The following is a 24,446-nucleotide window of genomic DNA, read 5'->3' as shown; positions in this document are numbered from 1 at the left end:
AAGTCGCCGCCTCAGACCGGGGTCGTGACCCTGTCCCCCTCGGCGGGCTCCGGGGCGTCGTACTCCTCCCGGAAGCCGTGGCGATCCCACCAGCGGGCGAGCGGAGCCGGCGCCCACCAGTTCCAGCGACCGAGGAGCTTCATCGTCGCCGGGACCAGCAGCGCCCGGACGATGGTCGCGTCCACCAGGATTGCGACGAGCATCCCGATGCCCATCATCTTCATGAACACCACCCCGCTCAGGCTGAAGGCACCGATGACCACGGCCAGCAGCAACGCGGCGCTGGTGATGATCCGGCCCGTCTTCTGCACGCCCGTCTCGACCGCGAGGTCGTTGTCACCGGTCGCGTCCCACTGCTCGCGCACCCGGGAGAGCAGGAAGACCTCGTAGTCCATCGAGAGCCCGAACAGGACGGCCAGCATCACGATCGGGTTGGTGAGGTCCAGGAATCCCTGCGGGGTGAAGCCGAGCAGGTCGGCGAGGTGGCCGTCGCTGAAGATCCAGGTCACCACACCGAAGGATGCCGTGATCGACAGCGCGTTCATCGCCACGGCCTTGAACGGCAGCACCACCGAGCCGAAGGCGAGGAACAGCAGCACCAGCATCACGCTGATCACGATCAGGCCCATCAGGGGCAGGTGGTCACCGATCGACTCGGCGAGGTCGACGGTCTCGGCGGTGAGACCGCCGACGAGTGCGTCCGCGCCGTCCGGGCTCGCGACGTCGCGCAGGTCGTGCAGGACCTCCTGGGAGGCCTCGCTCTGGCTGTTGCCCTCCCACGAGACCCGCAGCAACGTCGCGTCGCCCTCGTTCGCGACCGTCTGGACGTCGACGACCCCGTCGACGCCCTCGACGCCCCGGACGTACGACGCCACGCCGGCCTCGTCGCTGCCGGTGACCATCACGTTGGCACTCGAGCGCTCCGGGCCGAAGTCGGTGTTGAGGCGTTCGGAGGCCATGTGCGAGTCGGTGTCGGCCGGGAGCACGCGGTAGTCGACGCTGCCCCACTTCACGCCGAGGAACGGCGAGGCCACGAGCAGCAGCAGGGCGACCACGGCCGCCGCGACGACGACGGGGCGGCGCATCACGGCCCGGGCCAGCCGGGCCCAGGCGCCGTGGTCGCTCTCGATCGGCGTGGGCCGCTGCAGGAACGGGATCCGCAGCGCGTCGATCCGGGTGCCCAGCAGTGCCAGCGTGGCGGGCAGGACGGTCAGCGCCGCGAGCATCGCGATCAGCACGGCCGCGATGCCGCCGTACCCGATCGACTTGAGGAAGGTCTGCGGGAAGACGAGGAGGGAGCTCATCGCCGCAGCGACGGTGAGGGCCGAGAAGGCCACGGTCCGACCCGCGGTCGCCATCGTGCGGACCAGCGCCCGGCTGGTGTCGTCCGGAGTGCGCGCGATCTCCTCGCGGAAGCGGGACACGACGAAGAGGGCGTAGTCGATCGCCAGCCCCAGGCCGAGCAGCGTGATGATGTTGGGGGCGAAGATCGACACCTCGACGATCTCGTTGAGCCCGGCGACGGTGGCCCGGGCGCCGAGCACGGCGGCGAGACCGACCAGGACCGGCATCAGGGCCGCCACCACGCTGCGGAAGATGATCAGCGACAGGATCAGCACGATCGGCAGCGAGACGATCTCGGCCCGCAGCAGGTCGGACTTCGTCTCCTCGTTGACGTCGGTGTACACGGCGTAGGCGCCCGCGAACTCGGTGTCGAGCGAGCTCTCCTCGATCACCGGCCGGAAGGCCTCGAAGGAGTCGCTGAAGTCGTTCTGGGTCTCGCCGACCAGCGACACGTAGACGGCGGTCGCCCGGCCGTCCTTGCTGAGCATCGAGGGGTCCTGGGTGTCGTACCAGGTCGAGGACGACACGACGATGCCGTCGGGGACCGAGGCCAGCGCGCGGTCGACCTCGGCCTGGAACTCCGGCGCGGAGGCCGCCCGGTCGTCGCTGGAGAAGATCACGATGGCGTCGATCGAGCGGTTGCCGAAGGTCTCCCGCTCGACCACCAGCTCCCGCGCCGAGTCCGTGCCCGGGTCGTCGAAGCCACCGGCGCCGAGCTTGTCCTCCAGGCCGATGCCGGCCATCGCGGCAGCCGCGAGGATGCCGAGGCCGACCAGCAGCACTGCGACTGCGCGGCGCACGACCAGTGCGCCCCATCGCTCGATCATGGTGACTCCTCCGGGAGGCGGGGGTGAAACTCCATCAGTTTCGTTAACACCATTAACGGTAAACGGTGTAAACTTTCCTCGTCAAGTGTTCACCGCATGTCATCTCGAGGAGTCCCGTGGCCCAGCTCCGCGTCCCCGTCACCCGACGCGAACGACAGCGCGAGGCGACGTACGACGAGATCGTGGCCGTCGCCGCTGCGCTGCTCGACGAGGGCGCCGACCTGTCCCTGCGCGCCGTCGCGGCCCGGATGGGGATGACCGCGCCGGCGCTCTACCGCTACGTCGCCAACTACCAGCAGCTCGTCGACCTGGTGGCCTTCGAGCTCGACCGCGAGGCCACCGCCGAGTGGGCCGAGGCGGCCGAACGGTTCGCCGAGGACGACCCGGCCGCACGACTCGTGGTGGCCTGCGTCCGGTTCCGCCAGTGGGCGGTGTCCAAGCCGCGTCGCTTCGCCCTCGTCTTCGCGAACCCGATCGCCGAGGAGGACACCGAGCGCCGTGAGCTGCTCACCGTCTCGACGTCGGGCCACTACTTCACCGACCTGCTCTGGGAGGTCTGGGACCGTTACCGGTTCCCCTTCCCGACCCTCGACGAGCTCGACCCGGTCATCCGCGAAGCCTGCCTCGATCCACTGATCCCCGCCAAGGCCGAGCGCATCGCCCACGAGGACCGCGGACTGATGTGGATCTACATGCGCTCCTGGTCCGCCCTGTACGGCGTCGTGACCCTCGAGTCGACCGGCCACTGCGACCCGCGCGTGATCGAGTCCGGCCAGCTCTTCCGGGCCACGCTGCTCGACTGGATCGGCCCGCTCGGGCTCGAGGCCGAGCGCCAACGTCTCACCGGGATCCTCGACGAGGAGCTGGCGCGGCGCTGAGCGTCGTACGCGGCGACTGCGGGCCGGCGGGCTGCACGGCCGGGCGGCGCTGTGACACGCCGTCCACCCGACTACCGGGCACTTGTCGTCTGCAACACGCCGTCCCAGCACGGCATTTGCGACGGCAACGGCCGAGTAGTCGGGTGGACGGCGTGTTGCAGCGGAGCCCCGGCGACCGACCCGGCAACCAGACCGGCGTACCCGCTCAGTGCCAGAGCATCTCGCGGGTCCACACAGGCACGAGGTCACCGGCGCGGCCCTGGCGCGACTCGTGGAAGAAGTGCGAGCCCTCGCTCGGATCGAGGTTGAGCTCCAAGGTGCGTGCGCCGTGGCGACGGGCGTGCTGCACGAACCCGGCGGCGGGATAGACGGCGCCCGACGTTCCGATCGACACGAAGTGGGTGGCATCGGCGAGGGCGTCGGTGATGCGGTCCATCTCGTAGGGCACCTCTCCGAACCAGACCACGTCCGGACGCAGCTCGTGCACACCGCAGAGCGGGCAGGCCGGCTCATCGAGGAGGGTCGAGTCCCAAGTGGATGCGCTGCCGCACGACTGGCACAACGCCTTGAGCAGCTCGCCGTGCATGTGGATCACGTTGCGGGAGCCGGCCCGTTCGTGCAGGTCGTCGATGTTCTGGGTGACGATCAGCAGGGCCTCGCCCATGGTCTGCTCGAGCTCGGCCAGGGCCAGGTGGGCCGGGTTGGGCTCGACGTTCAGCAGGGCGGCGCGGCGCTCGTCGTAGAAGCGCTGCACCATCGACCGGTCCCGCGCGAAGCCTTCGGGCGTCGCGACGTCCTCGACGTGGTGGCCCTCCCAGAGGCCGTCGGCGTCCCGGAAGGTCGGCACCCCGCTCTCGGCGGAGATGCCGGCACCGGTGAGGACGACGATCTGGGGCACGAGCGGAGGCTACCCGTCGAGCCGGTGACCGTCGTCACCCGTCCACGTCGCTGGCTGCCAGTCCCTGCTCGCACCACGTGACGTTCGCGCGCAGCCGCTCGTCGTCGGGCCGGGCTGCCACCGCCCGTCGGGCGGCGACGAGGCCCTCCGCGAAGCGGCCGGTCCAGTAGCAGCTGACGGCGACCTCGTCCCAGGCCCGCCACGAGTAGGTGGCGGCGTCGACGAACAGTCCCCTGCCGTCGGGCAGTGGCAACGCTGCAGCGGTCCTGGCATAGAGGAGCGCCACCTCGTAGCGCTCGCGCGAGCGCTCGATCCGCGCCGCCTCGACCAGGGGCTCGGCCCGCCACGGGCAGTGCTGGTACGCCGCCAGATGGGCGTCGAGCACGTCCTCGACCGGACGACCGAGGCGCTCCAGCAGGCGCGCGGTCTGGAACCTCGCCTGCCACCGCTCCTGGTCCCACCCCGCAGGGTTGGCGATCCGGACGGCGTACGCCGCCAGCGCCCGGTCGTGCTCGCCGGCGTCGCGCAGGGACTGGGCCAGGTAGAACTGCAGTCGGGGGTCGTCCGGGTCCGCGACGAGGGCGCGCTCGATCAGCGCGGCGTCCTTGCGATAGGTGTCGGGGTCGCTCGAGCGGGCGCCGTCGTGGGTGACCAGGACGGTCGGCGCCTCGAGGGAGCCGAGGCTCGCTCCGGGGAGGTCGAGGTACTCGTGGATCGGGCCGCGCCAGCGCCAGGCGTCGGCGAGCCGGACCAGGCACAGCCGGGCGTAGCGGGTCTCGCCGTACTCCACCTGGAGGTGGTAGCCCGATGCCACCAGGTCGGGGCGCTCCCGGGGCAGCGAGCGGAGCTGCTCGTCGGCGTCGATCCACAGCGCATGGTCGTCGGCGCCGCGGTGGGCGGAGGCGCGCGCCAGGTCGAGCACCTCCTGGCGGTTGTGGCCGAAGTCCACCCAGGGGCGCTCAACGAGCTCGCCCGGCAGTCCGGCGAGGGCCTCGCGGACCAGGTCCTGGGTGCCGTCGCTCGACCCGGTGTCGGCAATGACCCACCAGTCGACGAAGGGGCGGACGCTGTCCAGGCAGCGCCGGATCACGTGCGCCTCGTCCTTGACGATCATCATCAGGCCGATGCCGGGCACGGTGGTCCTCTCCTCGGGGTGGTCAACGCATTCTGGCGGGGAGGATCGCTCCTCCCCGCCAGGACGCTACGTGCTGTGGTGCGCGGCTGAGATCAGCCAACCCGGAGGACGGAGAGCGAGGCTCCCGCGCCACCGTCGAGGGTGAGCACCCCGAGCAGGCCGTAGGCCTCGAGGTCCAGCACGTCACCGGCCGCCAGGGAGACCGTCGCCGTCGCCGACCAACCGGTGGTCGACACCCCGGCGAAGTCGTCGAGCAGCGAGTTCGGGGCACCGTTGACCCCGACGCGCACGCCCATCAGCAGTCCTACCGTGGACTGCACCTGGAACGAGACTTCGTAGACGCCGGTCGTGTCGACCGTGAACTGGGTGTTGCCGCCGTTCGCGGTGACGCCCGAGGTGGCTCCGACCGCGGGCAGCGCGATGTCGGTGCCGCCGAGGACGACAGCGACGAGCGCGCCGCTGTTGTTGGCGAAGGAGCCGTACGCCGGAGCGACACCGGCGCCGTCCGCGCCCGTCGCACCCGTGGCGCCGGTCGCGCCGGTCGCACCCGTCGGGCCCGTGGCGCCGGTGGCGCCGATCGCGCCGTCCGAGCCGTCGGACCCGTTCGAGCCGGTGGCACCGTCGGAACCGTTGGAGCCGTCCGAGCCCGTCGCGCCCGTCGCGCCGGTCGCACCCGTGGGGCCGGCCGGGCCAGTCGCGCCGATCGCGCCATCAGCGCCGTCGAGACCGCTGGCACCCGTCGCGCCGGTGGCACCGGTGGCGCCCGTGGCACCGTCGGCGCCGTCGAGACCGCTTGCGCCGGTGGCACCGGTGGCGCCCGTCGCGCCGTCGGCACCGTCCGCACCGCTGGCACCCGTCGCACCCGTGGCGCCGTCAGCGCCGGCAGTGCCGTTCGTACCCGCGGCGCCGGTCGCGCCCTTGGCGCCCGTCGCGCCACGATCACCCTTCACACCCTGGAGACCGACGATCGACCCGCCCATGCTCCAGCGGATCCGGCGCTCGCCCGTCGCGCAGGTGCGCTGACCGGCCGGGACCAGCCAGACGTTGCCCCGCGAGACCAGGCGGAGCTCGCCGCTCGAGCGGTCGTAGCAGCCGACGAGGCTGGTGCCCTTCGCCTTGGCCGCGACGTCCGGGGCCGCGGTGGCCGGGACCTGCGGGAGAAGGGTGGCCGCGGTCGTGGCCATCACCGACACGGAGTAGAGACCGACCTGGCGCCATTTCTTGTTCATGTGCATCCATTCCTCGACGAAGCGGGCACGGATCCGGCCCGGGGGGTGTGGCCAGCACGTGCTGGCATCGTTCTCCCGTTTCGGTCGGCAGCGCACGCTCCTGAGGAGTCCGGAAGCACTCAGGACGGGGTCCCGGTGACCGATGGGTACGACGATCACCCACCTCGTCGCCCCCGAAGGACGCTCTCGTGCACCGACGCCCCGCCTTGCCCCGCCGTCTCCCGCTCCGCCTGGTCGCCCTGGCGCTCGGTGGCGCCGTCCTCCTCGGAGGGTGCGGCGGTGGCGAGGACGAGCCGACAGCCGAGCCGAGTGCCAGCCAGTCGACCAGCGCCGTCGACCAGCTCGTCTCCGACGGGCTCGCGCAGCTCGAGGCAGGAGACCTGGACAAGGCCGGACGGACCTTCGAGGCAGTGCTCCTCATCGAGCCCGACAACGCCTACGCGCACTACAACCTGGGCTTCCTGGCACAGCAACGTGGCGACAAGGCAACGGCGATCGGTGAGTACACCGACGCCATCTCGTCCGACCCCGAGATGGCACCTGCGCTCTACAACCTCGGCCTGCTGACCGAGAACGCCGATCTCGACGCCTCCGTCGACCTCTACCGTCGGGTGCTCGCGGTCAAGCCGGACGACGCCGCGACCCACATGCGCCTGGGCTTCGCCCTGCGGCACCTGGGCCACGAGGCCGAGGCGAAGGAGTCCCTGGCGAAGGGCGTTGACCTCGACCCCGCGATGGCGGACGTGACGCCCCCGACGTACGCCGGCTGAGTACCGTCACTCAGGCGCGGGTACTCACCCCGCTGGGACGGTGGAGCCATGAAGTCGACACTGCTGCTCGCCGCCGTCCTGTGCTCCACGATCCCGCTGGCTGCCTGTGCCAACCAGAGCCGGGCGAGCGAGGCCGACGAGCTGCGTGAGCACCTCGCCTCGCTGCCGGGCGTCGCCTCGGCCGACCTCGACTACACCGAGCCGGTGACCCTCGACTCCGGCAAGCTCACCCTCACCGTGGCGCTCGAGCCGGAGGCCACGGCCGACGACTTCGTCACCGTCGTCGAGGTGACGTACGACGCCTTTGCCGACGTCCACCGGGGCGAGGAGGGCGACCTCGAGATCACGTGGGGTGACGACAGCGCCCACCTGCGCAGCTTCGAGCCCGACGCCGACACTGCTGCGGTCGCCGCCGCGGCCGAGGCGGCGGTGCCGGTGCTGACCGAGGCCGTCACCCGCGCCGAGATCAACACCCAGGACGTCGCCGCCAAGCCCCACGTCGAGACCCGGTTCACCGTCACGGTCGCGGAACCCGGCATCGAGGGCGTCCTGGCGGCGCTGCCGGACCTCGACCGGCGCTTCGGCTCGATCGAGCACGCCGGGTGGACGGTGCAGACCGCCGCCGAGAACAGCTGGGCCCTCAACTCCTCCGACGGCCTCCCCGACGCCGCCCAGCTGGACCTCCTGGCCGAGCTCCGTCAGGGCCTGCCGAAGGGCGCCGCGCTCTGGCTCGGCGACGACGCGTCGATGTCCGTCTTCCTCGCTGCCGGTACGACGCCGGACGACGCCTCCGCGATGGTCGGACGCCACCTCGCGATCCTCGGTGGCGCGGGCAAGGCGTTCTACGACATCCAGCAGGAGTGGGATTTCGTCGGCTCGATCATCAACGGTGAGTGCTACTTCGACTCCGGCGAGCTCGGCGCCCGCATCGAGAAGGACCACGCCGACGGGTGCACGAAGGTCGACCACGACGTGGAGACGAGCTGAGTCACCCCCCCGGGACGTGGCGTCCGAGGAACTCGACGTAGTCGGCGACCGCACGTTCGAACGCGTCGCCGACGTAGATCTCGAAGTGCCCCACCGGGTAGGTCCGGACCTCGGCCCGTGGCGCGCGTCGTACCTGTCGCTCGGCGGTCCTGCTCGGAGCGACCGTGTCCGGGCCGCACAGTGCGACGAAGAGCGGAACGGCGATGCGACGGGTACGCCGGCCGGGCGCGTAGCGCAGGACGTCGAGCGCCGAGCGGGCGGTGAGCCGGTTGTCCGACGCAGTGGCACCGAGAGCCATCAGGCCCGGGAGCGCGTCGGGGGAGGTCATGAAGGCCGGCGTCCCCGGAGCGGCGGCGTTGGGGAGGTAGATCGGCTCCCGACCGCGCAGTCCCCTGATCTTGTCGCGCAGCGCCGCGACGGTGACCCGGGCGCTGGTGACGGTGTCGACGGCCAGTGCTGAGGCGATGCCGTCGGTGAACGGGCACTGCGCGATCGCTGCCGCCAGGCGCGGGTCACGGGCCGCCATCGTGAGGGCGTGGCCTCCCCCGAAGCTGGTGCCCCACACCACCACCCGGTCGGGATCGACGCCCTCGAGCGTGCGGGCGTGGGCGATCGCCGCCTCCCAGTCCGCGACCTGCTCGCGCACGGAGAGGAGCTGGCGGGGCTCGCCGCCGCTGTCGCCGAAGTGTCGGTAGTCGAAGACCAGGCAGGCATACCCCGCCGCCGCGAAGCGCTCCGCGAAGGCATCCAGCCGCATGGTCCTCGTGCCCCCGAGGCCATGGGCCATCACGATGACCGGGACGGAGATCGCGAGGTCGGGTTCCTGCTCGGGGCGGTACAACCAGGCGGCGCAGCGAGTGCCCCCGCTGAGGAACTCGACGTCCTGACGTCCCATGGGCACTCACATCCTGGTCGCGGTGGCTGGCCGTCCAGCGTGACAGACGGCCGGACCCGACCGTCAGTGGAACACCCGACTCGTCACCGTGGCGGTCGCCACCAGCCGCTCCTCGGCGTCACGGACCTCGACCTCGGCATGGGTGCCCGACCTGGTGCGGTGCCGCACCGTCGCAGCAACCGTGAGGCTCGACGTCGCCGGCGCGAGGTAGGCGACCGACAGGTGCGAGGTCGCGCCGCCGGTCGCTCCGTCCCCGGCCGTCAGGCCCGACGCGGACGCGGACGCTCCTGCGACGTCGATCAGCGTCGCGACCACCCCGCCGTGCAGGACGCCTGGCACGGTCGTGAGGTCGTCACGGAACGCCAGTCCCAGGCGCACCCGATCGACCCGCACCTCCAGGACCTCGATCCCGAGGCTCCGCGCCACGGGCGAACCAGCCAGCACTCCCTCGATCCAGTCGCGGGCGACGCCATCCGGTGCTGCGGACTCGCTGACAGACATGGGGACCTCCTCGGGCAGACGTCAGTGACGGGTCCGATCCTGTCCGCCCGAGTGCTCGCCGTCGATGACCCCGGAGGTCATGCACAGCGACCCGGGACTTCAGACGTGGCCGCTCAGCTGGGCCAGCCGGACCGCCAGTGCATCCACCAGCACCGCGCTCCGCTTCGCCGACACGGCCGCGTTGCGGTCGCCGCCCTGGCTGCTCACGGGCAGCACGTCGACGGAGAGGCGGGCACCGCCGGCCAAGGCGCGCAGCTCGTCGAGCTTCGCCCCGAAGGGCGACCCGCTGCCGGGTGAGTAGTAGTGCACGGCGGCGTCGATGTCGTCGGGGTAGAGATCGACCTTCGACACCGCGATCACCAGCCAGACCGGCTTGTCCCGACGCACCGCCATGCTCGCGACCCGATGGGCCGTGATGGCGAAGTCCTCCAGCTCGGCCGCGAGCTGCTGCTCCCTCGTGGCGGAGCCTGCGCCCGTCGTGCCCGCGGCGCGTCGGGCGGTCGCGTACCCGTTGGCGACCACGTGCAGGACACCGTCGACGGGCTCGTCGTGGAAGACCTCGTCGAGCGCGCCGAGCCGGGTCGCAGCGTTGTCGCCCGGCACGACGAGGAAACGGAAGCCGTGCAGGCCGCTGGTACGACGGGTCCGGCGCTCCATCACCGCCGATCCGACATCGGCGGTCGTGCTGCCCGGCGATCGGCCGGCCAGGCGGTCGGCCAGCTGGCTCTTGCCGACGCCGGTCATGCCCGTCACCGCGACGGTCGGGTAGCGACGGCGGAAGAACTGCGACACGCGTTCGGGCGCGGTGGCGGCCGCACTCAGCAGACCGCCCGCCACGGTGGCGCCGAGCGCCGCGCGGCCGGTGCGGCCCCGGGGCAGTGAGCGCGGGAACCGGTGGGACGTCCTGGCCATGACACCTCCTGGTAGCGACCGCGGGCTCGCGACCGCACGCCTCCCACCCTAGGTCGGCGGTCGGCGCCCGGACTCTCGCCGGTCAGTGAGGAACCTCATCGGCCGGGCACTACTGAGGGTCGGCGTCCCCCGCGTCGGTGTCGGTCGCCGGGCCGTCGCTGGTCGCGCCACCTTCGTCCGTCCAGTCGGAGGCGCCGTCGTCCTTGGCCGGGTCCGACTCCTCGTCCGGCCGCGGCGCGTCGCTGTTGTGGACGACGTCGTCCGGCCCGTTCATCAGGTCGTCGACGTTGAAGGGCTTCTCCGGGCTGGGCTCCGATGCGTCAGCTGCTGCGGCGGCCTGGGACTGCGTGTCGCTGGGTTCCGGGGTGTTCTCGCTCATCGATCTCTCCATTCATCGGGATCGGTCGACCCGAACGCGGGCCATGGCAGAGCCGTACCCGCAAGCTGCCTGTGCACTCGGCCGAACGCGCAGAACCCGGTGCCGGACGACACGGACCTGCGAACACACAGGGCAGTGCGGCGGATCTCGGGCGTCAGGCAGCACGTCGCGTCACTTGCGCCACGCGCATCGCCTCCAACTGTCCACAGGTCCGCTCCTGCACGTCCTCCGAGCCCGCGCCTGTGGACAGGAAAGTCGATCTGTCGGGACCGCCGCCGAGCCTGAGTTCCCCCCGACGAAACGAGGAACTCATGTGCTGGAAGTGCGCCAACCCCGAGGCAACCGAGGCGGACTACCTCAATCTGATCCGGAGGAAGATCGCCACCCACGGCTGGTTCATCCAGTACGTCACGAAGGACCGCTTGCGCCCTTCGTTCGCCTACACGGTCGGTCTCACTCCGACCGGACATCCAGAGCTCCTCGTGACAGGACTGTCCGCCCGCAGGTCCGCTCACTTCCTCAACTGGATCGCCGACCAGCTCGCCCTCGGAGCTGAGGCCTACGCCGCTGGCCAGGTCCATGTGTGGCCCGACCAGGTTGCGGCCGAGGTCGTGGACGTCGCCGAGCCGACCGTTCACCTGGTCATGGCGACAGCGATCTACGGCCCCCACGTGCGTGCCGTGCAGCTCGTCTACACCGACGACCGGGGGCGATGGCCGTGGCAGGTGGGCTTCCGCGGCGATCAGCCGGTTCTGGGCACGAGCGAGGTGCCCTGGACCAACCGATGACGCTGGAAATGTGGGCTCGACGACGTGGCAGGCCCAGCCCCTCAGGGCCCATCCTTCGTCACCTCGGTCGCTCACCTGCCGGGGCGTGGCCTGTTCGTGCGTGCGGTGGCAGGTGCGCTCCGGGGATCCTCCGGCCAGGCGTGCTTGGGATAGCGGCCACGCAGATCGGCGCGTACGCCCGGATAGCCGTTGTCCCAGAAGGACTCCAGGTCTGCGGTCACAGCTGCGGGGCGTCGCGCGGGTGAGAGCAGGTGCAGCAGGAGGGGGACGCGTCCGCCGGCAAGGGCCGGTGCTGCGGTCCAGCCGAAGACCTCCTGCAGTCGCACGGCGAGCACGGGTTGCTCCGCGGAGTAGTCGATCCGCACGATCGACCCGCTGGGGACCTCCACCCGCTCGGGCGCCAGCTCGTCGAGCCTGCCTGCCTGCGGCCATGGCAGCAGAGCCCGCAGCGCGGCGACCACGTCGATGCGGCGCAGGTCCTGGGCCGTGCGGACCCGCGCCAGCTGCGGACCGAGCCAGGACTGGAGGTCCTGCGTGAGGGCCAGGTCGCTCACGTCGGGCCACGGGTCACCGAGCGCGCGGTGCAGGAAGTCGAGACGAGCGCGGAGCGCCGTGGCCGCCTCCGACCAGGTGAGCAGGGCGATCCCCTCGCTCGCGACGGCCTCCCGGATCGCGTCGGCCACGGCCTGCGCCGGTGGATCGCTGATCGGGACGGAGCTGAGCTCGATCGCCCCCAGGAGGGTACGACGGCGGGCCAGCACCCGCCCTCCGGTCCAGCTGACCTCGTCCACCTCGGTCCACCGGGAACCTGCCGCCTCCAGGGCGAGGTCCTCGGTCAGGGGCGCCGCTGCCCGGATCCGGGCTTCACGTTGGCCCGGCCGCCGCTCCGCGTCACCGACCGCCAGCCACTCCAGGCCCGCCAGGGGTCCGGGGTCGCGCGGATCGAGGCTCGCGCCCGTCCCGGACGTCATCAGGTAGGTGGAGGAGCCGGGGCGCTTGCGCGCAATGCGGTCAGGGTGTGCCAGGGCCACGACCAGCCCCACCGCCACGTCATCGGTGAGTGCTCGCGCGTGGTCCGACGAGCCACGTCTCTCGACCATCCCCTCCAGCCGGGTGACCTGGGTTCGCCACGAGCCAGCCCCCTGGCCGGCACGCAGGGAGCGCAGCGCGGCAACCAGGTCTCCTCCGGGAGCCCGCACGCCCTCACTCAGCATCGCGACCACCTCTGCGGCACGCCGAGGCCCGACGAGCTCGGCTCCGTCGATGAGGGCCCGTGCCAGCCGAGGATCCGTCGGCACCGCGGCGATCGCCCGGCCCCGCGGGGTGATCGTCGGGGTGGCCCGCCCGTCGTCGGTCATCGCCCCCAGGTCCACCAGCACTGCGGTGGCCGCCGTCAGCGCGTGCGCCGGTGGTTGGTCGAGCAACGCCAGGTCGCGCACGTCGTGAGTCCCCCAGCACGCCAGCTCCAGGGCGAAGGCCGTCAGGTCGGCGGTGGCGATCTCGGGCTCGGGATGAGCGGCCAGGTGTGCGTGCTCCGCCTCCGACCAGCAGCGCAGCACAGCGCCCGGCCCCAGCCGTCCGGCCCGTCCCGCCCGCTGGTCGGCCGCCGCCCGGCTCACCGCGACGGTGACCAGCGAAGCCAGTCCGCGACGGTGGTCGGTACGAGGCTCACGCGAGAACCCGGCATCCACGACGACCCGCACCCCGGGCACCGTCAGCGATGACTCAGCGACCGCGGTCGAGACGATCACTCGTCGCCGCGGGCCCTCGCTGAGCGCACGATCCTGCTCGGCGCCGGGCAGCCGACCGTGCAGGGCGTGCACGGCCGCATCGACACCGGCGAGACGGCGTACGGTCCCCTCGACCTCCGCCACGCCCGGCACGAAGACGAGGACGTCACCCTCGTGCTCGGCGAGGGCCCGACGGACCGTTGCTGCGACGTGGTCGTGGAAGGCCGGGGTGATCCCCCGGTCGTCGGTACGACGTACCCCCGCGGACGGCGGGCACCAGACGGTCTCGACCGGATGCAGGGCACCCGGGACGCGGACCACCGGCGCATCGCCGAGCAGGGCTGCCGTGCGTTCGGCCTCCACGGTGGCCGACATCGCCACGAGCGACAGGTCCTCACGCAGGTTGGTCCTGATGTCGACGAGCAGCGCCAGGGTCAGGTCCGCGTCGAGGTGGCGCTCGTGCACCTCGTCGAGCACCACCGCCCCGACGCCGGCCAGCTCGGGATCGTGCTGGATCCGCCGGAGCAGCAGGCCGGTCGTGACGATCTCGACCCGCGTACGTCGACTGGTGCGCCGATCACCGCGGACGGAGTAGCCGACCGTCTCCCCCACCGGTTCGCCGAGCAGGTGCGCCAGCCGACGGGCAGCCGCACGGGCCGCGATCCGACTGGGCTGCGTGACCACGACCCGTCCGGTGACGACCACCGCGACCGCGGGCGGGACCAGCGTCGTCTTGCCGGTGCCGGGCGGTGCGTGGACCACCGCGACTCCGCGTGAGCGAAGGGCCTCGTCCAGCGCGGCCAGTCCCGCGGTGACCGGGAGGTCGGGCGGCGCGGCGAGCAGGCTGCGCAGCGGGTCGGACACTCCTGCAGTGTGCCCGACGACACGAGTGGGGACCGACGCTCAGCACGTCGGCCCCCGCCTCGGTCGGTCTCGATCTAGTCGAGGTCCTTGACGTTCCCGAACAGCTGGAGCACACCGGTGGCGGCGAGGTAGTCGTTGCCGACTGTCTTCTCACCGAACACCGTCTCCCCGGGTGCGACGGGCACCAGCGGCGGGAGCTGGAAGGCGTCCTTCTCCCCGGCCCGGTAGTAGTCGGTCACCGGCGCCACGATCGACTCAGCCACCGCGAAGTCCTTGGTGAGGACAGCCTCGGGTGCCAGCGTCTGGAACGGGAGCTCGACGCCCTTCTCGACGGCAGCAGCCATCGCCATCAGGTACTGGCCCCAGTGCCCGATGAACATGTCGCCCTGGGCCACCCAGCTCGGGTTGGACCGCAGTTCCTCCAGTGCCTCAGGCGACCCCCCGAGGCCGGCCGTCAGGGTCGCCTCTGCCCGACCCGACTGCTCCACGGCCTGCCACGCCCCGAGCGTGGAGTCGTCGGCCACCGAGTACACGACGAGGTTGCGGTCCTCGGGGATGCCGGAGAGTGCGCGGCGGACAGCGTCGTACGACGGCCCCCGCTGGGCCTGGCCGTCCACCTGGACCATCGAGTCACCGAGCGTGGAGGTGGTGGTGGTCAGGTCGTCCACGTCGTCGATGGTCTCGAGCCCGGGGATCCACTGGGCGATCTCCTTGTAGAAGTAGGCGTTGCAGTTGTTGATCTGCTCGCCGAAGCTGGCCGCATTCACCAACAGCACCGTGGTGTCCTCCCCTGTCCACCCCCGCTCCCTGGCAACCGTGCCGACGGCCTTGGCGGTGTCGGTGCACAGCTCTGGATTGCTCAGGTTGAACCACTGGCAGTGGTCCTTGCCGGGGGTGTTCACCGCGATGCAGGGGACACCCGCCCTCTCATAGATCCGCTCGATGGAGCCGTAGACGCCCTCGACCGGGTTGTAGGAGAGCACGAAGTCGGGCTTGCTCTGGGCGATGAGGGTCGCGTTCTGCGACACCGTGGCCGCGTCCAGCTTGTTGTCGTAGGTCTCGAGCGCGACTCCGGTCGTCTTCGCGGCGGCCTTCACCCCGTCCCGCATCGTCACGTACAACGGTGCTGCATCGGTGGCGTTGGTGTAGGCCATCGTCGTGCCCGCCAGGAGGCCTTCCCCCGAGCCGCTCTCGTCCGGGTCCGATGCGCAGCCGGCGGCGGCGACTGCGACAACGAGCAGCGTCGCTGTCGCGATCCGGCGCCTTCGGGTCCCGCGTGGACCGGTCGTCATGGATGGGATGTGCATTCGTCCTCCAGGGTTGGTCCGCGGCAGGGTGCCGTCGGAAGTCATCGCACGCCACCGCTGACGGCACCCCGGAGCTGGCTGAAGCCGACAGCCACGAGGAGCACCACCCCGGTGGCGATCTGTTGGTAGAAGGTCGACACGTGCATCAGGGTCAGCCCGTTCGCGAGCGTGCCGAGCACGAGCACACCGGCGGCTGTCCCCAGCGCTCCGCCGGCCCCACCGAGCAGCGACCCGCCGCCGAGGACCACGGCGGCGACCGAGAGGAGCGCCGCGTCCTTGCCGAGGTTCCCGTCGCCGGCGAGCAACTGGCTGGCCAGGATCACCCCGCCCAGCGCGGCGAAGGTGCCACTGGCGACGTAGGTGCTGATCGCGAGCGCGTCGGTCCGCATTCCCGCCAGTCGTGCGGCCTCCTTGTTGCCACCCAGTGCGTAGAGCGAGCGGCCGTACACGGTGAAACGCAGGACGAAGGCGAGTGCGAGCGCGGCAAGCGCGAAGAGCCAGACCTGGTTGGGCACCCACAGCAGATCCGTCTCTGCCATGAAGCCTGCGGAGAAGTTCTCGATGGGAACGCTCTGCCCGTCGACGAGCGTGAAGGCGACGCCACCCGAGACGGACAGCATGCCGAGTGTGGTGATCAGCGGGTTGATCCCGCCCTTCGTGACGATCAGGCCGTTGACCGTCCCCACGATGGCGCCGGCGACCAGCGCCAGCAGGAGAGCGACCACGACAGCACGGCCGTCGTTGACCTGCTGTGCGAACACGACCGCCGACAGCGGAGCCACACCAGCAACCGAGAGGTCGAACCCCCCACCGACGATCACCACGGTCTGACCGAGGGCGACGACCCCGATGAACGCGACGCTGGCGAGGATCCCCGCCAGGTTGTCCCCGGTCAGGAATCTCGGTGTCGAGGCCGAGAACACCAGGACCAGCACCAGCAGGAAGCCGGCGATCCCCAGCGACTGGACGGCTCCTGCTCTCAGCGCTGCCGCGTGCGATGCCCGCGCGGGGCTGGACGACGGCGCGAGATCGTCGTGATCGGGCGCGGCGGACTTGTGGATCTCTGTGGTCACGTCTTCTCCTATGCGGCCGCGTGGCGTACGGCGTTGTCCTGGGTGATGTGTTCGCCGATCAGCTCGCCGACGATCCGGCCGTCACGGATGACGAGCACGCGATCGCTGACGTCGACGACCTCCTCGACGTCCGAGGTGACGACGAGGACCGCAGTCCCCGCGTCGGAGAGGGCCCGCAGCGCGTCGTGGATCTCGCGGCGTGCTCCGACGTCGACGCCACGGGTCGGCTCGTGCGCGACGAGCACTCGGGGGTCGGTGGCGAGCCTGCTCGTCAGCAGTACCTTCTGCTGGTTCCCTCCGGAGAGCTGGCCGACCGGCTGGTCCAACGAGGAGTGCCGCAACCGAAAGCGTCCGGCGCTGGCGCCTGCGACCGCCCGCTCCGCACTGGCGCTCAGCAGGCCCCATCGGGAGATCCGGCCCAGCACCAGCATCGCGGCAGCAGTGCGGATCGGCTGGGAGAGGACCAGTCCGTCACGTTTGCGGTCCGCAGGCACGTAGGAGATGCCCGCCCGGATGGCTGCACGCGGGCTCGCCATGGCGGGCCGGCTCCGACCAGAGATGGTCACCGTTCCGTGGACGTCTCGCCGACGTCCTCCGAGCCCCTCGGCGAGCGCAACGACGCCGGATCCACGGAGGCCGTAGACCCCGACGACCTCGCCCTGCCGCACGTTGATCGACACGTCCCGCAGTCCAGAGCGGCCTGGGGTCGACCAGCCGGTGACGTCGAGGATCGAGGGTCCGGGGCTCCCCGTACGGCGGGCCGGACCCGCGTCCTCGACGCCCGGACCCAGCATGTGCGCGATGAGCTCCGCCGGGCCGGCCGCGGACGGCGGGCCACTGAACACCCGGGCACCGTCGCGAAAGACGTCGATCCGGTCCACGAACCGTCTCACCTGGTCGAGGTGGTGGGAGACCACGACGATGCCGATGCCTTGGGCACGCTGCTCGCCCAGAAGGCGGTAGAGCTGGGCCGCCTCATCCTCGGTCAGCGCAGCGGTCGGCTCATCCAGGATGAGCAGCCGGGACTCGCGACCGAGAGCCTTCACGATCTCGACGATCTGCTGGTCCGAGACCCCGAGCCGTGCCATCGGCGTACTCGGGTCGACCCAGAGGCCGAGCCGTTCCATCAGGGCCGCAGCTGCGGCCACGACTGCGCGACGAGACGTCAACCCATGACGTCCCGGGAGCCGGTTGAGCATGACGTTCTCGGCGACCGTGAGCTGAGGGACGTAGGCGAGCTCCTGAGGGATGAGCGCGATACCCCGGAGCAGCGAGTCGCGAGGCGAACCGGGCGCGATCTCGCGCCCAGCGACGCTGACGGTGCCGCAGTCGGGCCTCGTGGCCCCTGTGAGGATCTTGGCGAGGGTCGACTTGCCGGCGCCGTTCTCACCGAGCACGGCGACCGCCTCCCCGGGCCCCACGCTGAAGTCGGTGGGCGCGAGGGCCACGTTGGCGCCGTAGCTCTTCGTGATGCCCTCTGCGACCAGTAGAGGTACGGGACCACCCGCCTGGTCGTTCACAGCGACCCACCCCGACGTCCCACGAAGGCGCGGATCACGTTCTCCGTCATCCGGGACACCCCGTTGTCGCCGTCGGCGTGGAGGAGTGAGCCCGACCAGGCGATCGATCCGGTCGAGAAGACCTCGCCGCCCCCCGGCGTCCGGAAGTACACGATGTCCGCGTGGACCTCCGGGTCCTGCTCGCCGCCCCCGTGGTTCGGGAGGTTCATGGCGATCTCCTCCACCACCCGCTGGTAGAAATTCGAGTGCCCTCGAGACGAGGCCAGCACGACTGCCCCGGGCGGGGTACCCAAGGAGACGTCCGCGCGGTCGATCTCGTCGCCGGCCGCTCCGCCCATCACGGCGCCGTAGGCACCGATCGGGTCCTCGTCGACGCCGTCCATCAGCCAGGCCATCTCGGGATCCTTGGCGGCCTCGGTCGGGTGATAGGGCTCCGACCTTCCCCAGCCCTGTGCTGCGAACCCGACCCCTGCCAGCTGCTGCGGCGCCCGCCCACGGTGACGCCACAGGCCGCCCGGAAGGCCGGTGGACATGAGCGTGACCTCGCCGGGAAGCGACTCCCAGCACCGCACTCCTGCCTGACCGCGCCTGATCTCGACGACCAGCGGCTGGTCGCTGAGGACGCCGGTCACCCAGTACCACCCGTTGCCCCCCAGGTAGAGCAGGCCACCGCCGCCGTCGCGGTACGCCGTCAGCGCGTCGAGCATCTCCTCGGAGGTGTACTCAGGATGCGAGCCCGAGATCACGGCGGCGTACGGCTGCAGGTAGTCCGCGCCCCGGAGGTGCAGCTCGTGGTCGGTGATCACGTCGACGTCGATGCCGCGGCGGGCGAGCCACTCCAGCAGGTACATGTCGGAGGAGAACGCCCGACCCGCGTCGACGATCCACATCCGGTATCCGCGGCGCATGTTGACGATCTGGCGGCGAGCGGCCGAGAGCATCACGCCACTGCCATCGAGATGGTGGTCGTACATCGACAGCCCGTAGGACCCGTCACCGACGTGGGCGAGGTCCTCCTCGGCGACCACGACCTCCTGGTCGGTCATGGCCGAGGCGTCGAGGCCGTTGAAGAGTGCCTCGTTGGCGTAAGCGAGATAGGTGAAGGTGGGAAGCACCACCGCCACCCTCCTTCGCGGGTCGGTGTCCCTGGGGACGACGGTGATGGGGACGACGTCCTCGCCTTCCGCGTTCGAGACCACGACGCCGTAGACACCGCTGGGCAGGTCCTCCGGAAGCGGCGCCGTGACGACGGCGTCCCACCTGGCGTCGAGCAGATCCGTGGCATGGAAGTGGGTGGCGGCGTACTCGTCCGGGACCTGGGTGAAGTCGAGCGAGCGTCCCGTGAAGAGCCGGCCGGTGACCCCCCGTGCGGGACCGTTCGCCAGCACACCCGCCGGCTGGCCCTGGGCGAGCGGCCGGGCAGCAGTCGGATCGTCGCCGTGCTGGAAGGCGAGGTCCCATCCCGCGACGAGGTCGCGGACGTCCGCGCCTCCGAGGGCAAGCTCGTCGAGCTCGGCCCGGGACAGGCAGACGCGGGCCACGAAGGGCATCTCGACCTTCCCGGTGAAGTGCGCGTCGGCGAGGCCGCACGTCCCCTCGTCGATGGTCTCGACCGAGCGACCGTGCCGCGCCGCGACGGTCACGGCCCCGGTCAGGTCGACCTCGCGCCCGCCGGTGTCCTGCGTCGCGGACCCAGCGGTCCCGCGGATCGGGTCGACCGGCACCACCTCGACCCTGACGGCGGAGCCGTCCACGATCCCCGCCACGAGGTGCCACTGATGACCCTCCAGCCGGAGCTCCGACTCGACCAGGATCTGATCGCCGTCAACGAGCGCAGGACGGCCGTCGATCAGTTGCAGGGCCAGTCCGTCCTCGAGAGCAACGAGGGTCTGGACTCGTGAGGCCGCGACATTGCCCGACCACAGGAAGGCCCCGAGGGTGACCTGTTGCGAGCCGGGAACGCCGAGGAGACCCGGCTCGCCCCACAGGAAGGAGCCAACGCAGGTCGCTCGGGTGCCGACGTCGTAGGTGCCGGCGGCCGACCAGTCGATGTCGAGGTCCAGCGAGGTGTCCTCGGCCGAGGAGCTGAGCAGGCGCACGAGCCGCAGGTCGACCGAACGGGCCGCCTGGACGTGCACGCTGACCTGGTCGCCGCGCTCGTACGAGAGCTGGTCGGTGTAGGCGCGAACGGGCATCGTCGTCATGGTCATCCTTCTGGGGGTCAGATCGGTCCGGCGGCGAGGTAGCCGCCGTCGACGGGCAGGTTGACGCCGTGGACGTAGTCCGCGAGCGGGGAGGAGAGGAACAGCACCGCGTCCGCGATCTGTTCGGGCGTGGCCCACACCCGGGCGGGAATGGCAGCGGCGATCGTGGCCTTGGCCTCGTCGTCGTAGAGGTCGGCCAGCTCGGTGCTGGTGAAGCCGGGGAGGACCGAGTTGACGTTGATCCCTCGGGCAGCACAGTCCAGCGCCATCTGACGAACGAGATTGGCCCACAGGCCCTTGGACGCGCAGTAGGCGGCGAAGCCGGCGTTGCCGACGATGCCGGACACCGATCCGATGACGACGATCTTGCCCCCGCCTCCGCGCGCCGCCATCGCACGCACTGCCGCGCGGGCACAGGCGAAGATTCCGTCCACGTTGACATCCATGTGGCGACGCCAGAGGTCGTCGTCACAGTTCTCGACCGAGGCCGGCTCGATCACTGCGGAGCTGAGGACGACGATGTCCAGACCGCCATCGGCCACCAGCTCTGCGAAGACCCGTTCCACGTCGTCCCGCCTGGAGATGTCGAGGGCGCGGTGGGTGATCCGGTCGGCCACCTCCGCGGGCCCCTCGATCCCTGCAGATCGATCGCGGCGCGAGAGCGTCACCACCTCGGCACCTGCGTGGGCGAGTGCGTAGGCACTCGCTCGCCCGATCCCCGTTGCTCCTCCGACGACGACTGCGCGTCGCCCCTCCAGCTCGATCGTCCGCACCCTGTACTCCTTCGTCTCGTCCGGTGATCGGTGAGCGTAGGTAGCCGGGACGGGTGCGCGACATCGGCCGATCTACGTATCCGGGCCGAGCGAGATTCGAGAGAGAACGGGAAGATTTGTCACACAGGGGACTAACGGTCGAAACATTAGTCCTATAGGTTGGGTGACGTGGATCACGCGACGTCGAGCCCCCTGGAGTCCGCACTGGAGGTACGTGCCAGCGAGCGCTGCCGACTGCTCGCAGAGACGCTCGTTCGGCGCACCGGGGCTCACGCAGTCGGGTTGATGGGCATCTCGGCCGAGGACGGAACCCATCTGGTCCTGCTCAACGTCGACTACGCACCCGAGACCCTCGACCACCACGCCACTCGTCACTACACGGTGCACACCCCTGGCGTACGACAGATCCTGCAACGTCCGGGCGCACTCCACTCCTGGGACGACATCGCGGATTTTCGCAGGACCCCGCTCGCCCAAGCCGTCTACGAGCCCGCCGGATTCCGCAACGGAATGTCAGTCGCGCTGGCCACGCCGGGCCGTCCGGCCATCGGCATGCTGCACGTCAGCACCCGGGAGGACCGGATGGATCCCGACACCCTCAACCTCGTCGAGCGCTCGAGCCACGTCCTGGCGGAGTGGGTCGACGCGATGACCCGCTTCCGGCTGGCCCGGCTGAGCGAGCGTCAGGCCCAGATCCTCTGCCGGGTTCGCGAGGGGCTCTCCAACGCGGAGATCGCCACGGAGCTGGTGATCTCGCCCCGGACCGTGACCACCCACGTCGAGCACATCCTGCGCAAACTGGGCGTCGCCAACCGCACGCAGGCGGCCGTGCTCGCCGAGCGCTACGGCCTGGTGGCCCCCGCGCTCATCGACGCGTGACCGGCGCCCCGGCAGGAGCATCGGCACCGACATCGGTCCACGCGTGGGCCGGGGTCGCGGCCGGGTCCTTGTAGATGGACCACGTGCAGGTCGCACGCCCTGGCGCGCGCCCCGTCGCCCGCACAGGGGGCTCGATGACACGCAGCGGGAATCCGAGGGCCTGGATCGGCGCTCGCTGCTGGAGCTGGCAGCAGTGTGCGCAGTACAGGCACACGCCTTCCGTCCGCCAGGCCCAGTCGTGCTTGCCCTGGGTGAACTCGCGCGGGTCCCGCTCCCCAGCGGTCGACCCCGGATAGGTCCGGCCTCCCGAGCCGCAGGGGGCGAACTCGAGCACCCATCGGTCCGGCTCCTCGCGGACGGCGAACGAACCGTCGCGCAGGGGACCCGTCAGGTGACCGCGGACCGCCTCGAAGATGTCGAGGCCCAGGCGCTCGACCGACCTCGACCACGGCACCGTGGCGGGGTCGTACTTCTCGGACACCGCGTCGTAGTAGTCGACGAGCAAGGCATCCCACAGCCGTCCCACGACGGCCTCGCCGATCGTGTCCGCGGCCAGGGCCAGCAGGCCGGCCAGGCGGTCGGTGGCCGGGTCGTGGGCGGCGAGCCAGCTCGACCGCGCGTCCTCGAGCAGGCCACGCGCCACGGGTGCGTCCTCGGCCCGTTGGGCGAAGAGCTCGATCAGCTCAACGTAGCGGTTCCAGCCGACCTCCAGCCCCTCCGCCACCTGCGCGGTGGCCAGCGACGACTCGGCCAACGCGTGCTCGGGCACGCCGAGATCGACCATCAACGCCGGCAACCGCCCCAGCCACGACCGGTAGAGGTCATGGGCCTCCTGCGCCTCCTGGACCGTCATCCGGGCCAGTGCGACCGCGTCGTCCACTCGCCCCTGCTCCAGGGCCTGCGTCGCCAGACCGTACGACGACCTACCCTGCTCAGGCCACGGATCCGATCGGACGTCGTGACCCAGCAGGTCGCTGGCCCGGGTGGCCGGTCCGCTGATCATGCACGCTCGAAGAGCCGGCGCTTCTCCCAGTCGGTCACCGTCTCGGTGAGGAACGCCAGCTCCTCCTCGCGCCCGAGGGTGAGCAGGTGTCGGTGGACCTCCTCGCCCAGGCCCTCCCGGAGGCTGCTGCTCTCCGCGAAGAGCTCGAGCGCCACCGGCAAGGAAGTCGCGAGCGTCGGGATGTCGGTCCGGTCGTACATGTTGCCGGTCTCCAGCGGCGGCATGGACAGGCCCGCCGCGATGCCGTTGGCACCGGACGCGGCCATCGCCCCGAGGGCGACGTAGGGATTCACGTCTGCCCCGGGAACGCGGTTCTCGACACGACGCGTCGCTCCACCACCGACCAGACGGAGGGAGCAGGTGCGGTTCTCGTCACCGACCGCGATCACCGTCGGGGCGAAGGAGTGAGCCTGGAAGCGCCGATAGGAGTTCAGGTTGGGTGCATACATGAGGGTGGCGTCAGCCATTCCGGCGGCGACGCCTGCGACGTACCCGTCGAACTCGCGCCCGTCGCCCATCGCCATGGTCCCGGTGACGTCCCAGAGACTGGTGTGGATGTGACACGAGCTGCCATCACCGTCGATCGCCCACTTGGCCATGAACGTCGCCGAGACCCCCGTGCGAGCCGCGATGCTCTTGACGCCGAACTTGTAGAGGAAGTGCCGGTCAGCCATCTCGAGCGCGCCGGCGTGCGACAGGTTGATCTCCTGCTGGCCGAAGCCGTACTCGTGCGCGTAGCCCTCGGTCGCGATCCCCGCGAGGTCCATCTGGCGGATCACCTCGTTGACGAACGGCTCTGCCTTGATCGCCGCGATGGCGTCGTAGGCCGCGTGGTAGCGGCTCGCAGCAGTGAGGCCCTTGTGGTCGGAGTTCCAGGCCGCCTCGTAGGACTCGTCGAAGAGGTAGAACTCCAGCTCCGTCGCGGCCTGGATCGTGACGCCGAGGGCGTTGAGCCGCTCGAGCTGGCGCTTGAGGATCTGCCGAGGAGCGAACGGCAGCGGCGTGCCGTCATGCAGGAAGGGATCGCAGATCACGATCGGCGTGCCCGGGAGCCAGGGCAGTCGGCGGATCGTCGTCAGGTCCGGGAACAACGGTACGTCGGGCACCCCACCGCCCATTCCCCCCACGTGGTCGAGACCGGCGCGGACGTTCTGCTCGATGTCGACTCCCCACAGCATCAGCGGGACCTTGAAGGCGCCGAGCTCGTCGTGGTGGGCGAGGAAACGCTCGGTCGGGACCCTCTCGGCGAGGCACCTGCCACTGTTGTCCGGGGTGACGAGCATGATCGCGTCGACCAGGCCGGCATTGGCCTCCGCGCGCAGCTGGTCCAGCGACATCGGGCCGTACGTCAGGCCCGGTACCGCGACCGGACCGGCGATCGACGAGGACGTGAGTGTCATGGGTGCTCCTCAGCAGTGTGCGGACTCGCATGTTTGGTCCAGCAAGTAGACCTAAACGGTAGGTCGCTCGCACTCCGGTGTCAACGGGTGGGCAAGAGATTGTCGCCAATTGGTCGACTAACCTGATCTTTAGTCCTAATCTGTCGGAGT

21 protein-coding genes are annotated in these 24,446 nt (G+C 70.8%); 5 read left to right on the top strand and 16 right to left on the bottom strand.

Features of this window, described 5'->3' with window-relative positions:
- Positions 1 to 11: 11 nt before the first annotated feature.
- Positions 12 to 2,171 carry an MMPL family transporter gene (locus ASE01_RS05325; RefSeq protein WP_056749137.1) on the bottom strand — a complete coding sequence of 720 codons (2,160 nt, stop codon included), beginning with the start codon at positions 2,169 to 2,171 and terminating at the stop codon, positions 12 to 14.
- 116 nt (positions 2,172 to 2,287) lie between these two features.
- On the opposite strand from ASE01_RS05325, the gene ASE01_RS05320 reads away from it, so the two are divergent.
- The gene (locus ASE01_RS05320; RefSeq protein ID WP_056749136.1) at positions 2,288 to 3,049 is read left to right on the top strand and encodes a TetR/AcrR family transcriptional regulator; all 762 of its coding nucleotides are present in this window, start codon (positions 2,288 to 2,290) and stop codon (positions 3,047 to 3,049) included.
- 205 nt (positions 3,050 to 3,254) lie between these two features.
- On the opposite strand, the gene ASE01_RS05315 is transcribed toward ASE01_RS05320, so the two are convergent.
- The 3 genes from ASE01_RS05315 to ASE01_RS25490 form a co-directional block, all read right to left on the bottom strand.
- Complete coding sequence (locus tag ASE01_RS05315; protein WP_056749135.1) at positions 3,255 to 3,947, bottom strand: NAD-dependent deacylase; 693 nt, start codon at positions 3,945 to 3,947, stop codon at positions 3,255 to 3,257.
- A 34-nt stretch (positions 3,948 to 3,981) separates the two neighbouring features.
- Complete coding sequence (locus ASE01_RS25400) at positions 3,982 to 5,082, bottom strand: hypothetical protein (RefSeq protein ID WP_056749134.1); 1,101 nt, start codon at positions 5,080 to 5,082, stop codon at positions 3,982 to 3,984.
- Between the two features lie 92 nt (positions 5,083 to 5,174).
- On the bottom strand, positions 5,175 to 6,311 hold the full coding sequence (locus ASE01_RS25490; protein WP_056749133.1) for a BclA C-terminal domain-containing protein: 1,137 nt from the start codon (positions 6,309 to 6,311) through the stop codon (positions 5,175 to 5,177).
- 188 nt (positions 6,312 to 6,499) lie between these two features.
- Between ASE01_RS25490 and ASE01_RS05300 the strand changes: the two genes are divergently transcribed.
- Both ASE01_RS05300 and ASE01_RS05295 read left to right on the top strand, forming a co-directional pair.
- Positions 6,500 to 7,081, top strand: coding sequence for a tetratricopeptide repeat protein (locus ASE01_RS05300; protein ID WP_056749132.1), 582 nt, complete (start codon positions 6,500 to 6,502; stop codon positions 7,079 to 7,081).
- A gap of 48 nt (positions 7,082 to 7,129) precedes the next feature.
- Entirely contained in the window at positions 7,130 to 8,068 is a 939-nt protein-coding gene (locus ASE01_RS05295) for a hypothetical protein (RefSeq protein ID WP_056749131.1), read from the top strand.
- 1 nt (position 8,069) lies between these two features.
- On the opposite strand, the gene ASE01_RS05290 is transcribed toward ASE01_RS05295, so the two are convergent.
- The 4 genes from ASE01_RS05290 to ASE01_RS05275 form a co-directional block, all read right to left on the bottom strand.
- Positions 8,070 to 8,963: an alpha/beta hydrolase gene (locus ASE01_RS05290; RefSeq protein ID WP_056749130.1), complete on the bottom strand. Its 894-nt coding sequence runs from the start codon at positions 8,961 to 8,963 to the stop codon at positions 8,070 to 8,072.
- A 63-nt stretch (positions 8,964 to 9,026) separates the two neighbouring features.
- The gene (locus ASE01_RS05285; protein WP_056749129.1) at positions 9,027 to 9,464 is read right to left on the bottom strand and encodes a PaaI family thioesterase; all 438 of its coding nucleotides are present in this window, start codon (positions 9,462 to 9,464) and stop codon (positions 9,027 to 9,029) included.
- Positions 9,465 to 9,563: 99 nt separating this feature from the next.
- On the bottom strand, positions 9,564 to 10,376 hold the full coding sequence (locus ASE01_RS05280; RefSeq protein ID WP_056749128.1) for a GTPase: 813 nt from the start codon (positions 10,374 to 10,376) through the stop codon (positions 9,564 to 9,566).
- A 109-nt stretch (positions 10,377 to 10,485) separates the two neighbouring features.
- Positions 10,486 to 10,755: a hypothetical protein gene (locus ASE01_RS05275; protein WP_056749127.1), complete on the bottom strand. Its 270-nt coding sequence runs from the start codon at positions 10,753 to 10,755 to the stop codon at positions 10,486 to 10,488.
- A gap of 311 nt (positions 10,756 to 11,066) precedes the next feature.
- On the opposite strand from ASE01_RS05275, the gene ASE01_RS05270 reads away from it, so the two are divergent.
- Complete coding sequence (locus ASE01_RS05270) at positions 11,067 to 11,543, top strand: DUF4262 domain-containing protein (protein ID WP_056749126.1); 477 nt, start codon at positions 11,067 to 11,069, stop codon at positions 11,541 to 11,543.
- Between the two features lie 71 nt (positions 11,544 to 11,614).
- Here ASE01_RS05270 and hrpB read toward each other — a convergent pair whose 3' ends face one another.
- The 6 genes from hrpB to ASE01_RS05240 all read right to left on the bottom strand — a co-directional run bounded on the left by hrpB (position 11,615) and on the right by ASE01_RS05240 (position 21,014).
- Positions 11,615 to 14,137 (bottom strand): ATP-dependent helicase HrpB, encoded by a 2,523-nt coding sequence (gene hrpB, locus ASE01_RS05265; protein ID WP_235535873.1) that lies wholly within the window; start codon positions 14,135 to 14,137, stop codon positions 11,615 to 11,617.
- Positions 14,138 to 14,211: 74 nt separating this feature from the next.
- The gene (locus ASE01_RS05260; protein ID WP_056749125.1) at positions 14,212 to 15,429 is read right to left on the bottom strand and encodes a sugar ABC transporter substrate-binding protein; all 1,218 of its coding nucleotides are present in this window, start codon (positions 15,427 to 15,429) and stop codon (positions 14,212 to 14,214) included.
- 56 nt (positions 15,430 to 15,485) lie between these two features.
- Positions 15,486 to 16,517, bottom strand: a complete 1,032-nt coding sequence (locus tag ASE01_RS05255) for an ABC transporter permease (RefSeq protein ID WP_056749124.1) — start codon at positions 16,515 to 16,517, stop codon at positions 15,486 to 15,488.
- 8 nt (positions 16,518 to 16,525) lie between these two features.
- Positions 16,526 to 18,037, bottom strand: coding sequence for a sugar ABC transporter ATP-binding protein (locus tag ASE01_RS05250; protein WP_056749123.1), 1,512 nt, complete (start codon positions 18,035 to 18,037; stop codon positions 16,526 to 16,528).
- Positions 18,034 to 20,241, bottom strand: coding sequence for a N,N-dimethylformamidase beta subunit family domain-containing protein (locus ASE01_RS05245; protein ID WP_056749122.1), 2,208 nt, complete (start codon positions 20,239 to 20,241; stop codon positions 18,034 to 18,036). Before ASE01_RS05245 ends, ASE01_RS05250 begins: the two co-directional genes overlap by 4 nt.
- A gap of 17 nt (positions 20,242 to 20,258) precedes the next feature.
- The gene (locus ASE01_RS05240; RefSeq protein ID WP_056749121.1) at positions 20,259 to 21,014 is read right to left on the bottom strand and encodes an SDR family NAD(P)-dependent oxidoreductase; all 756 of its coding nucleotides are present in this window, start codon (positions 21,012 to 21,014) and stop codon (positions 20,259 to 20,261) included.
- 168 nt (positions 21,015 to 21,182) lie between these two features.
- Between ASE01_RS05240 and ASE01_RS24930 the strand changes: the two genes are divergently transcribed.
- Complete coding sequence (locus ASE01_RS24930) at positions 21,183 to 21,893, top strand: helix-turn-helix transcriptional regulator (RefSeq protein WP_200958761.1); 711 nt, start codon at positions 21,183 to 21,185, stop codon at positions 21,891 to 21,893.
- Here the strand turns inward: ASE01_RS24930 and ASE01_RS05230 are convergent.
- Both ASE01_RS05230 and ASE01_RS05225 read right to left on the bottom strand, forming a co-directional pair.
- A complete protein-coding gene (locus ASE01_RS05230; protein ID WP_157537112.1) occupies positions 21,880 to 22,773 on the bottom strand; it encodes a hypothetical protein in 894 nt (297 codons plus the stop codon). The two genes, ASE01_RS24930 and ASE01_RS05230, sit on opposite strands and share 14 nt — an antisense overlap.
- A 119-nt stretch (positions 22,774 to 22,892) precedes the next feature.
- Complete coding sequence (locus tag ASE01_RS05225) at positions 22,893 to 24,296, bottom strand: glutamine synthetase family protein (protein ID WP_056749118.1); 1,404 nt, start codon at positions 24,294 to 24,296, stop codon at positions 22,893 to 22,895.
- Positions 24,297 to 24,446 lie beyond the last annotated feature (150 nt).

Source organism: Nocardioides sp. Root190, assembly GCF_001428565.1.
Lineage (GTDB): Bacteria > Actinomycetota > Actinomycetes > Propionibacteriales > Nocardioidaceae > Nocardioides.
This window is presented reverse-complemented; position numbering and strand designations above follow the sequence as displayed.